Origin of the sequence: Holdemania filiformis (assembly GCF_003459085.1) — a bacterium.
Lineage (GTDB): Bacteria > Bacillota_I > Bacilli_A > Erysipelotrichales > Erysipelotrichaceae > Holdemania > Holdemania filiformis.
Genome location: NZ_QRUP01000001.1, coordinates 1 through 12,633 on the forward strand (window position 1 = coordinate 1; position 12,633 = coordinate 12,633).

The following is a 12,633-nucleotide window of genomic DNA, read 5'->3' on the forward strand; positions in this document are numbered from 1 at the left end:
TCATTAGAACCTGTAACGGTTAAGCTTGGAATTCCTATTCCTTTGCTTCCTGAGACTACTTCACTGAACTCTCCATTAACTTGAACGCCATCTGTTTTTGTGTACGCTCTTACTTTGTAATAGTACGTTGTTCCTTCCGTTACCTTCGTATCCGTATACGACGTTGATACGGTTGACGTCAGGTAAGTGAAGCCACTGTCTGATTTTGTGGATCGGTAAATCGTGTAGCCGGTTGTCCCTGTTACTCCATTCCACTTCAGTAATAAGCCTTCATTAGAACCTGTAACGGTTAAGCTTGGAATTCCTATTCCTTTGCTTCCTGAGACTACTTCACTGAACTCTCCATTAACTTGAACGCCATCTGTTTTTGTGTACGCTCTTACTTTGTAATAGTACGTTGTTCCTTCCGTTACCTTCGTATCCGTATACGACGTTGAAACGGTTGACGTCAGGTAAGTGAAGCCACTGTCTGATTTTGTGGATCGGTAGATCGTATAGCCGGTTGCCCCTGTTACTCCATTCCACTTCAGTAACATCCCCTCATTAGAACCTGTAACGGTTAAGCTTGGAATTCCTATTCCTTTGCTTCCTGAGACTACTTCACTGAACTCTCCATTAACTTGAACGCCATCTGTTTTTGTGTACGCTCTTACTTTGTAATAGTACGTTGTTCCTTCCGTTACCTTCGTATCTGTATACGACGTTGAAACGGTTGATGCCAGGTAAGTGAAGCCACTGTCTGATTTTGTGGATCGGTAGATCGTATAGCCAGTTGCCCCTACTACTTCATTCCAAGTTAGGTTTAGACCACTATTAACTATTTGTAATTTTAATTCAGGTATTTTTTTATCCGCGATTATCTGAGCTACCTTAAATCCCCATGCATTTCCCGAAGCATCACTAATCAATTGAATTTTAACTGTATTTCCTATTATTTCAATAGTTTTTCCAGCAAGTTGAGTTCCAGTATATATTCCAATTTCTTTTCCATTAGCATCATACAAGTATATGAAATCAAAATCTTCTTCTACAATAGTTTTCTCATCAAAAGTAACAAATAGTTTTTCTGCGTTCAAGATACTATAGACCCAATAATCTGTGCAATTATTTTCATAATTATGTGGAGATTCTAATTCCTTAATGCCTGAAATGATATGTGCAGTATTATTTACAGTAATATTTACTTTTTTCTCTATTTCACTGCCATCTTTTGTTTTAACTGTTATAATAGCATTTCCTTTTTTATGAGCTGTCACCATCCCCTCATTAGAAACACTAGCAATTTCTGGATTTAAAGAACTCCACTCAATTTCTTTATTAAATGCATTATTGGGATAAACAGTAGCAATCAATTGATAAGTCTCTAACGCATCTAAAACTAAAGATGTTTTATTTAGAGATATAGAAGTAACTGGTTGAATAACTTTAACTTTGCAAGTCGCGCTTACATTGCCTACTGTAACTTTAATTGTTGCATCACCTACATTTTTTGCAGTAATCTTTCCTATGTTATCTACAGTAACTACATTATTATCTGTAGACTTCCAAACTATCTCATCTGTAAAGTCAATTGGTGTGATTGTAGCATTTAATGTTAATGATTTTCCTTTGTATAAAGTTATCAAAGATTCATCGAAAATTATTGATTTTGCTGAAACTGGCTTATTAATAAATTTTATGTTATTTTCATTTGCAAATGTTTCTGCAAATGTACCGAAAACACCAAAGATAGTTAATCTTTCAGGATAACTAAACGCTGTATTAGATATCGAAGTTGTTGTACGAGGAATTTTAATTGATGTTAATTTTGTACAATTTCCAAAAGCATAATTATCTACTTTGATAACCCCATAAGGTAGTGAAATTTCAGTCAGATTAGGACATTCGTAGAGCAAATAAGAAGAAATTTCCGTTAATTTCGAACTTAATTTCACTTTATTAAGTTTTTCAGATTCTGCAAAAGCATAATTTCCTATTTCAGAAACACTATCTGGTATAATTAATTCCTCTAAAGAATCACAGTTCCTGAACGCTGAGTTCTCTATTTTAATGATTGAATTACCTAAAACTAATTTATTTATTAACACACAGTTCTCAAAAGCTCCTGAAGAAATATATTTAATAGAATTTGGAATATAGAGTTCTCGAATTCCACAATTAGAAAAAGTACGTGGATTTATAGAAATAAGAGCTTCGCTTATTGAAACTTTATTCAAATTTCTACAATTATAAAAAGCATAATTATCTATTTTCGTCACACTATTGGGTATTTTAATTTCTGCTAAATTAACACAATCGCGAAATGCTTCATATCCAATTGTTGTTAATCCATTACCCAAGTTCACTTCTTTCAATGACGGAGTATTAAGAAAAGCCTCTTTCCCTATTTCTGTCACATTGTCTGGAACACTTATACTTTCTAAGGCACTATGACTAAAAGCGCCCTCTTCAATTCTAATTATTGTTTCTGGTATTGTTATCCGCTTTAATCCTGTACAATTTGCAAATAGATATGGCGCAATAACCTGTGTTCCTTCCTCAAATGTTACTTTTGATAAAGAGCTGCATTTTGAAAATGGTCCTGTCGCATAATAACTTTCATTTGATTGATATACAAGTGTACCTTGACTGTCAGTCAGACTTTTTGGTATTTCTATATTCTCTAATGAAACACATTCTTCAAATGCATATTTTCCTAACGTAACTAATTCTTTTGATAAAACAACATTTGATAGATTCGTACATTTATTGAATGCATAATTGTCTATTCTTGTAATACTATTAGGAAGCATTATTGCATATAATTGTTTATTAGACTCAAATGCTCCATATCCTATAGAAGTTACTTTATTTCCATCTATTGTTTCAGGAATAACCAGCGCAGATACATTTCCTTCATAGCCAGTAATTGAAGCGTTAAGGTCTTCATCCAACTTATAAGTAAAAATTGTATATGGTTCTCCCGAAGCATTAATACCTGTACTACTTCCATATCTCATGCCACTACTTCCATATCTAGAATTTGAGCTAGTAAAGAAGCTTCCTGAATATCCTCCATTCTGACCATTTCGAGCACATTCATATACTTGTTTTCCATCTTCATAATGTAAAACTACTCTTACAGGGCTATTATTTACATCATAAATTGCATATTCATAACTATTATTATATTTTTTTATGATAAAATCAAGTGAAGCTGTGTAACCAACAGAAGCATACATCCATGCTGAAATATGTGTACAATTATTCGGAATTATCCCATCATTAAATGTATGTGAATTCAGATCAGCAGTCATCCCCACTTTAGCATATACATTCGCCTTTACAACAGGCATAGTAGTTAGCCCTAAGGTTGCCGTTATGCCAACTGATGCTTCTGCCTCTGCAGCAACTGAAAAATTATTTTTTGTAAAATTTTTAACCGATCTAAACCCCGAGTTTAAATCAAATTCAATACCTGTTTTAAAATTTTCACTATAACTTAATGTAATTTGTCCATTTAAAGCAAGATTAGCAAAAACCTCAATTTCTCCCATTCCTAATACAGGAAGACTCCCTAGTTTTACCTTGCTAGGAATCCCTAACTCAGAAAGAGCATCAAAGCTCCCATTTACAGAGACGGTTGCTGTTCCATTTAAAATGGCTGAAGCTTCCATTTTAAATGTATTAATCTTCCAATCAACACTTAAATTTGATACAGTTCCCTTAATATAAATTTTTGTACCATCTGAAACTATAATATCATGGTCTAATTTTATTGCTGTGAAATTAATAGTCCCACCCGTTCTTGGGCTAGAATAAAATTCACCATCTTCATAGTTTGACTCGGGTGATCCGCCTGAAATATAAGTAATTGTTGTGTTTTCAGCAGGAATTACATCTCTTAAGTCAGGTTCCAATTTTCCTTGAGCATCCACCGAAACAAGAATCGAGTTTATATCAATTTCAGATGTTTTAATATTTGTTACAGTACCGCGGTTATCGATATTCTCAGCAACAAACGCTAAAGGTAATCCATTACTATAAACTACAAAAACATCACCTTTATTAATTGTTTTTGATAAATTCTTAAATGAGATTATAGAATTTTCAATATTATATTCAGTTATTGAAGGTACAACTATAACATTTTCTTGATACACGAAAGAGTTATTATAGCCAGTATCAATAATCGCTTCTGATAATACTCTTTTAGCGTCCTCTTTCATTAATTCAACTTCATATATATCTAATTTTTGCTGAGGTAAGGCATTGTTATCGCTTAGCTTTATCCAACCTCTGTTAATTGCAATTTGTATGTCATTAGGATATTCACTTAAATCATAGTCGTTAAAAGTATAACTATTCTCAGTATAACTAAAGCCCAAACAAAAATTTAAAGTGTGTGCCGCAAAATCTCGTGTTGCTGGTTCATTAGGATGAAATTCCTTACCAGTTTCTAATTCGATTAATCCATTTTCAACAGCGACCATAATTTCATGATAATAAATATGATCAGGTGTTAAGTCCGGAAAATAATTATCTGGTAAAAGATCATCACTTACATTCATCTCGAATAATTCTACTAATTCATAAATCCATTCACCGCGTGTTATGCTATTTCCAGTTTCATTTAACTTGTTGGATTCACCATTAATTGTTAAATAAAATAATGAATTGCTACATAAACAAATTAAGCTAATTAACAAACAACTTAAAGTTTTTTTTAAAGTTTTCATATTTATCCTCTATTATTTTTCCCCAAATTATTTACCCAATTTCTTATTAAATTTCTGTAAAAAAATATTGTATTTGTTCTTTAACTAAGATTCTTATCATCGGATTTAGCATTAATTTTAAAATACAAAGTATATTATTAATACTAATTTTGTCTCTCAGTTTATTTCGCACTGTAATATAATTATCGATCGAGCTTTTATCAGACTCTTGAACGTAATCAATTCTTTTTTTTAACTCAACGTTAGAAAAACTATCGTTGCCTTCATCATTATTCTCTCTGACTTTATATAACTCCTTTGCGTAATGATCACAAACAAATTGTTTAGCACGGTTTTTTGAAGAAATTGAATCTGAATATCGTCTAAAATACATTAGGTATTCATTGCTTATTAATATCAACTTCTTTTTTGTCAACATCCTTAACCATAAATCATAGTCCTGACAAACAGGAAATTCTCGATACAAGCCAACTTCTATAACTGCTTCTTTTTTCATCATAACCCCAGGATGCAGAATAACATTTTTAATAGGCAATTTTTTATTAATGTTATTTTTTCGTATCGGCTTCATTTTCCCTATGATGTTACCATGATCATCAATAAATATAGCTCTACAACTTACAACATCTGCGTCTGTATTCTTTAATAGCTTTATTTGTTTTTCAAAGCGATCTTTTTTTGCTATGTCATCAGCATCCATTCTAGCAATATAAATTCCTTTAGCATGATCTAGAGCGATATTCAAACTTTTCGCAAGTCCCAAATTCTTTTTGTTTTTTAACAAAATTAGTCTACTATCATGAAAATTCATAATTAATTTTTCGACATCATTTCTTTCTGGACAATCTAAAATGATAATAAATTCAAAATTAATTTCGCTTTGTTCCAAAATAGAGACAATCGCTAGCCTAATATAATCAAGATTTTCTTTATATACGCTCATTATTACACTTAATTCCGGCATAGTTTTCCTCCAAAATGCTTAAAAACATTTAAAATAATTCTCTGGTTTATGAAAACAAAAAGAGTTAACGAGAAAATAAAGACAATTATATTTATTATAGGATGATTTATATAAACAAATAGTATAACTAAAAACATTATAATAAACAAAACATACACACGTCGATTAATTTTTAATTTTATTTGCGATTTTAGATCTATATACCGACATACAAAAGCAAATAAATAAGAAAGTAACGTCGATAAAGTAGCCGCATATAAACCAATTGAAGAAACTAATAATAAGTGAATAATTATATTAGTAATTGCAGATAACAAAGTAGTGACTGCATTTCTTACAGTTTCTTTAAACGCATTATAGATACTCCCAAGAAAATGAGCTAAAGAGGAAAGTATTAGTGCAACGATAAGGATTGGACATTGATAGTATGCAGCATAATAATTTTTATCAAAAATATAGTTAAAAATAATAAAGTTACAGCTAATTAATAAAATCCCAATGGATATTAATAATATAGCTATTTGATTCAATGTTTTATTATAATATCTATCTCGATCCTTATCATAAACTGATTCAGAGGCACTCTCTTGCCAAGACAGATTAAAAACGCTGAATATCATTTGACAAATCGAAGGTATTTTATGAGCTACGGCTAAAATACCATTGCTGAATGATCCTAAAACTATTGTTACTATTGTTCTATCAGATGCATCCATAATCCACCACGCCAGAGAAGTTGGAATTAAGGGAACCGAATACATTAAAATAGAATGAATGCGTCTAAATTTAAAATACTTTAAATTAAGCATTCGAACAATACGAAATCTTATAGAAATTAATAGAGATACTGAAGTAAATGAAATTATATAAGATAGCATTAAACCTGATATACCTAATTTTAAATAATATACGAAGAAAATTGAATTTATAGTCATAATGATGACATTTAATATATTACAAAATGCATACCACTTTAGTTCTTTTATTCCTCTAAGATAAAACATTAATAAGTTAAAAAATACCTCAGATATTAAATAGAAAAGAATATAACCATACAAACTCGAATAACTTATCAAGAGTTTTTTGAGGAATATTTTCCAAAAAGCAAGAAAAAAGATCACTCCAGAACAGCATAGAATCAATACATTAGAGAAAATCTCTCTTTTTTCATGAGTCGTTTTAGCATCAACTAATTGTCTAAACAAAGCTTCTCCTGAATTCAAAGGGATTACAGGGACTAACAAAGTAATATAAGTTACTAATAAATCATAAATTCCATATCCTTCCGGCGTTAACCAACGTGTGTAAAGAGGAAGCATTATAAACAGAAGTCCTTTTGAAAACAAAGAACCTATACTTAATATAGCAGTATTCTTGAACAATTTTTGGCTACGGTTCATATGTAATTCCTCTTTCATTCTCAACCCTGCTATTTTGATTTTTTCCATAGGCATACAGTGCGATTAAGTTATAAGTAAGAATAAATTGTTCGCGACTATACGAAACTGTCCAAATATCTAAAAAAAGTTCTAAAATTAAAAAGGATAAAAAACCAACAGCTACTTTCTCACCTTTTTTTAACTTAACAATCAATTTATACATTACTAGAAAGTACCAAATATAATAAACTAGAAGTGATAAAATTCCTTGATTAACACCTATTTCTAAATAATTATTATGACTATACAATTGCATATTATTATATAATTCATTCATCTCTATATAACAATTAGCCCCTATACCTAAAATCGGATGCTGTGTAAATAAATTCCATCCTAAATTCATCATTTGATTTCTTTTATATGTTGATATATCGATATCTTCTTTCTGGACATACGAAAAAAGTGATTCTATTCTTCTACCAATAGTTTGATATAAAGAAGAAACGTTAAAAGTTATCAATAATCCTATGATGGATAAAATCAATACATAAGTAGTATATTTAATTAATTTTTTTAATTGCTTTCTATATTCTATAAAGTATAAAAATGCTGTGTAAATAAAAATACCTGCAAATAATTTCCTTGTACCATTAGCGAATGTTGCGATTAAAAGTATACTAATAAATAATAGCGTAGATAAACGTTCATTCTTGTTCATTTCTTTATGCTGAAGCACAAGTTTATATAGCAAAATACAATCACAGATTAAAAGATGATATGAATAAAATATATAAGTTCCATAACTTTCATTAAAAAGCAGTTCGCCAAATCTCTGGTTTGGCCGATATTTTCCAAATTCGAAGATAAAAGCATAAATTGTAACGACAATTGTTGCTAATAAATAAGTTCTAGTAATAAAACTTATCGTTTTAGAAATATTTTTACCTGTATAGTAATATGTTAAATGAATGACAGCAAATGAAAATAAAAATATTCTTAAAATTAAAGTGAAAAGCGATTTACTCCTATCTAAATTTATAGAGTATGTAAATGAGAAGATTAAAAGCATAATAAAAACAATCATCATTTTTTCTAAACTTGTTAGTTTGTCTTTATTCAGGATAAATACTAAACTTGCAATTACAACAGAAATTAAATTAAAGATGTAATAAACATTTCTTGTAAAAATCGGCATCATAGGTAAAGATATAATTGAAAATATACAAATTAACCTTATTATTGGGTTATTAGTTATTTGAATTTTCATACTTATACCTTTCATATCTTTCCATATAAAATAGTTGCATTTTTTTTGCTACTTGCTTAATATCAAAACTATTCCTCAACTCACTTAGATCAATTTTTTCTCTATTATAAGATTGATCAAAATTACTAATAGCGGAAATCCATTTTTCCACACCTTCAGTTAATGATATTTTCTCAATACGGCTAGTTACACTAACTGCATCTGGTACATTGTATTTGCTTGTCAAACAAAAAAGGCCACTACTCTGCGCTTCAATTAATACTATCCCTAAACCTTCGAAAAGCGAGGGAAAGACAAAGAGATCCATAGCTTGATATAACTGTTCAATATTTTTAGTGGGAGGAATTATTAATGTATCTTTGATATTATCCTCATTAATTCTCTCCTCAATTTTACCTCTAAGCGGTCCATCTCCAATCATAACTAAAGCAAATTGGGAATTTTTTTGTTTTAATCGCTTATAAATATCCAAGAGAAAATCATGATTCTTTGATTGAACAAATCTCCCAACGTGACCAATTATAATTTTGTTTTCTAACTCCCACTCTTTTCGTATTTTCTGTCTTATGTTCTGATTATAAAGGAACCGATCTACATCTATTCCATTATTAATAATCCGGAATTTCTTACGCTTGAATAAAAATTCTCCTGCTTCCTTAGAACATGCAAAATAATGAGTTGCAAAATACGGAGACAACTTAATTAGAAACCCTTTAAATCTTCCCTTCAATGTTTTTTCACACTGATTGTTATGACTATGGAGTATTCTAGTATTTACATGTTTAAACTTAGCAACCATCAAATGTATCCAAGCTAAACTTGGCATATGAGAATGAATTATTTGATATTCAGGATGGGAAGTAAATAAATTATTTAAATAAAAAATATATTTAACTATATTACCGCTTTCTCTAACATTACTTCTATATATCTTTCCTCCAAGACTAATAATTTCTTTATCATAGTTATATTCTCCAGTATAATGTACTAAAAAATCAAACTGAACTTTACTTCTATCAATATTCCTATAAATATTCATTATCATCGTTTCTAATCCACCGAATTGCATATTAGGAACTATATGTAATACTCTTATCGGATTCTCCATTAAGTCTCTCTCCCTACTAACTTTTTCTTAAGAATTTCATATAAAAAAAAGCTCTTATACTATTAGGCATCATGCATATTATGCAATTCCCCAAAGTACTTATGATATAGTCTGGCAAATCGTAAAAACCTGATCGATAAAATTTTGTCTTTAATCGTATAATTAACTTCAGTTGTTGCCAGCCACCTCTGCGTTTATAAAACTCTTCAGAGATTCTCATATAAGTAAGATATTCCTGGATATTGTACATTTTCGCTCCACTTAAGAGCATTCGTACAATAAGCTCATAGTCTTGAGCATGTTTGAAATCATCATAGTTACCAGCTTTTAACACCATACTTTTTCTATACATCAAAGCAGGATGACGAATTGGACACCTTTTCTTTGCAAATTTGACTATATCCTTATGATTTTCTGGCAAGTTCACTTTTGATACTATGTTTTCAATATTTCCTGTGAACTCAAATACATTGCTGCCTACTAAATCCAAATCAGGCTGAGTCGCAAATCTATTAAGTTGTTTTTTACATCGATCAGCATTGGCATAATCATCAGCGTCCATTCGAGCAATTAATTCGTTAGTGCAGATTGTAATTCCTTTTTGGAGTGCAAGTCCTAAGCCTACATTTTTATCAAACTGATAAAATTTGAATATTCCTGGATTATTCTCCGCCATAGTTTCTAATATTCTGTTTAATTCTTCATTTAGTTTACCATCTTTTATTACAACAATCTCTGCTGGTTTAACATCTTGATTTATGATACTATCTAAGCTTACTTTTAACCATTCTGGATTATCTTTATTATAAACAGACATTAGTACGCTATAATTTTCCATAATAAAATCCTCATTTAATCTCTGCTGAAAATATCTCTTGTATAGACTTTTTCCTTTACTGACTCAAGTTCAGTATTATACCGATTAGCGATGATCGCTAGACTCTGTTTCTTAAATTCTTCCAGATCATTTACAATTTCTGAGCCAAAGAACCGATCTCCATTTTTCAATGTCGGCTCATAAATAATGACTTTAGCCCCTTTCGCCTTGATCCGCTTCATAACTCCTTGGATTGAACTTTGTCGGAAATTATCACTGTTGGATTTCATTGTTAATCGATAAACGCCAACAACGATTTCTTTTTCCTTTTCTTTATCCCATTGAGCACTGCTTTCATAATATCCTGCCAGCTTCAGAACCCGATCCGCAATAAAGTCTTTTCGTGTCCGATTACTTTCCACTATTGCCTCAATCAGATTTTCTGGTACATCCTGATAGTTCGCAAGCAATTGTTTTGTATCCTTTGGCAAGCAATATCCGCCATAACCAAACGACGGATTATTATAATGAGTCCCTATCCGTGGATCCAAGCAGACCCCATCAATGATCTGTTTTGGATTCAATTCTTTCATCTCAGCATAAGTATCCAACTCATTAAAAAATGACACCCGGAGTGCCAAATAGGTGTTCGCAAATAATTTTACAGCCTCTGCCTCTGTGAAGCCCATAAATAAGGTATCAATATTCTCCTTAATTGCCCCTTCTTGTAATAAACAGGCAAAGGTATGTGCTGCTTTAGTCAGTCTATCATCATTCAAATCTGTTCCAACAATAATCCGGCTTGGATATAAATTATCATACAAAGCTTTGGATTCACGTAGGAATTCAGGACTGAATAGAATATTCTTGCTTCCTTTTATCTCTCGGATATGTTTTGTGTAACCCACAGGAACGGTTGATTTGATGATCATAATGGCTTCTGGGTTTACTTCCATTACTAAATCAATTACAGATTCTACGGCTGAAGTATCAAAGAAATTCTTTTGGCTATCATAGTTTGTTGGCGCTGCTATAACAACATAGTCTGCATCCTTATACGCTTCTTCGGCATTCAAAGTCGCCATTAAGTTTAATTCTTTTTCTCTAAGATACTTTTCAATGTATTCATCTTGAATCGGCGACTTTCTTTGATTAATTAATTCGACTTTCTCTGGCAGAATATCCACTGCCCATACTTCATGATGCTGAGCTAATAATGTAGCAATGGATAATCCCACATACCCTGTTCCGGCAACTGCGATTTTCATTTTCTTCTCCTCGATTCCATAAAAAAAAGAAGTTCTGCTTCTCACTTTAGATAATACTCTTTATACCATTCCGCAAACTTTCTTAAGCCTTCTCTTAAGCTTGTACTTGGCTTAAACCCAAAATCTCGTTCCAGTGCGCTTGTGTCCGCATAAGTTACCGGGACATCACCTGGCTGCATAGGCACTAATTTCTTATGACTTTCAAAATCATAATCTATAGGCAACACTCCCGCTCTAACAAGTTCCTCCTGTAGGATCGTAACGAAATCTAAAAGGTTCTCTGGATGATTATTTCCTATGTTATAAATTGCATATGGTGGAAGCGGAAGACCATCTTCTCCAGCCTGCTTTTGCGGTGGTTTCTGCATTACTTTAATAATCCCTTCCACAATATCATCGATATACGTGAAATCCCGCTTACAATTACCATAATTAAAGATTTCAATCGTTTCCCCTTTGATCAGCTTATTTGTGAATCCGAAATAAGCCATGTCTGGACGGCCGGCTGGACCATAAACAGTAAAAAAGCGGAGCCCTGTAGAAGCGATGTTATATAACTTACTGTAAGCATGAGCCATGAGTTCATTGGACTTTTTGGTGGCTGCATATAAAGAAACTGGATTATCCACTTTATCCTCAGTAGAATAAGGAACTTTTTTATTAGAACCGTATACTGAAGATGAGGAAGCATACACTAAATGTTCAACCCCTTTTTGACCATTGTCATAAGAATGACGGCAAGCTTCCAGAATGTTATAAAAGCCAATGAGGTTGGATTCTATGTAGGCATCTGGATTCGTGATAGAATAGCGTACACCTGCTTGGGCTGCAAGGTTTATGACAATATCCGGAGTATATTTTTTAAAAATCAAATTAATAAGTTCTTTATTGGCTAAATCACCTTTAATAAACTTTAAATTAGAATAATATAAGAGCAAATTTAGTCTAGCTTCTTTTAAAGACGGGGAATAATAATCATTGAGATTGTCTATTCCAATAATCTCAATATTATCTAAAGTATCAAGGAGTTTTCTCGCTAAATTTGATCCAATAAAACCTGCAATACCTGTAATAAAAAAAATTCTTTTTTTTGAACTATTTCTCTCCAT

8 protein-coding genes are annotated in these 12,633 nt (G+C 31.5%); all 8 read right to left on the reverse strand.

Annotated features, from left to right (window positions below; translation table 11 throughout):
* Positions 1–4,718, reverse strand: a 4,718-nt coding sequence (locus DWY25_RS00005) for a leucine-rich repeat protein (protein WP_147336636.1), incomplete at its 3' end; no start/stop codon positions are given.
* Positions 4,719–4,764: 46 nt separating this feature from the next.
* Complete coding sequence (locus DWY25_RS00010; RefSeq protein WP_117892133.1) at positions 4,765–5,682, reverse strand: glycosyltransferase; 918 nt, start codon at positions 5,680–5,682, stop codon at positions 4,765–4,767.
* Positions 5,670–7,100 (reverse strand): lipopolysaccharide biosynthesis protein, encoded by a 1,431-nt coding sequence (locus tag DWY25_RS00015; protein ID WP_181981616.1) that lies wholly within the window; start codon positions 7,098–7,100, stop codon positions 5,670–5,672. The genes DWY25_RS00010 and DWY25_RS00015 overlap by 13 nt, the downstream gene beginning before the upstream one ends.
* Positions 7,072–8,331, reverse strand: a complete 1,260-nt coding sequence (locus DWY25_RS00020) for an O-antigen ligase family protein (RefSeq protein ID WP_181981617.1) — start codon at positions 8,329–8,331, stop codon at positions 7,072–7,074. The genes DWY25_RS00015 and DWY25_RS00020 overlap by 29 nt, the downstream gene beginning before the upstream one ends.
* Positions 8,312–9,439 carry a glycosyltransferase gene (locus tag DWY25_RS00025; RefSeq protein WP_117892139.1) on the reverse strand — a complete coding sequence of 376 codons (1,128 nt, stop codon included), beginning with the start codon at positions 9,437–9,439 and terminating at the stop codon, positions 8,312–8,314. Before DWY25_RS00025 ends, DWY25_RS00020 begins: the two co-directional genes overlap by 20 nt.
* A 16-nt stretch (positions 9,440–9,455) precedes the next feature.
* A complete protein-coding gene (locus DWY25_RS00030) occupies positions 9,456–10,277 on the reverse strand; it encodes a glycosyltransferase (RefSeq protein ID WP_117892141.1) in 822 nt (273 codons plus the stop codon).
* A gap of 14 nt (positions 10,278–10,291) precedes the next feature.
* Positions 10,292–11,524: a nucleotide sugar dehydrogenase gene (locus DWY25_RS00035; protein WP_117892143.1), complete on the reverse strand. Its 1,233-nt coding sequence runs from the start codon at positions 11,522–11,524 to the stop codon at positions 10,292–10,294.
* Between the two features lie 41 nt (positions 11,525–11,565).
* Positions 11,566–12,633: an NAD-dependent epimerase/dehydratase family protein gene (locus tag DWY25_RS00040; RefSeq protein ID WP_117892145.1), complete on the reverse strand. Its 1,068-nt coding sequence runs from the start codon at positions 12,631–12,633 to the stop codon at positions 11,566–11,568.

Coding starts and splice junctions, on each gene's coding strand:
- DWY25_RS00010 (WP_117892133.1), bottom strand. CDS start 5,682: ATGCCGGAATTAAGTGTAATAATGAGCGTATATAAAGAAAATCTTGAT.
- DWY25_RS00015 (WP_181981616.1), bottom strand. CDS start 7,100: ATGAAAGAGGAATTACATATGAACCGTAGCCAAAAATTGTTCAAGAAT.
- DWY25_RS00020 (WP_181981617.1), bottom strand. CDS start 8,331: ATGAAAATTCAAATAACTAATAACCCAATAATAAGGTTAATTTGTATA.
- DWY25_RS00025 (WP_117892139.1), bottom strand. CDS start 9,439: ATGGAGAATCCGATAAGAGTATTACATATAGTTCCTAATATGCAATTC.
- DWY25_RS00030 (WP_117892141.1), bottom strand. CDS start 10,277: ATGGAAAATTATAGCGTACTAATGTCTGTTTATAATAAAGATAATCCA.
- DWY25_RS00035 (WP_117892143.1), bottom strand. CDS start 11,524: ATGAAAATCGCAGTTGCCGGAACAGGGTATGTGGGATTATCCATTGCT.
- DWY25_RS00040 (WP_117892145.1), bottom strand. CDS start 12,633: ATGGAGAGAAATAGTTCAAAAAAAAGAATTTTTTTTATTACAGGTATT.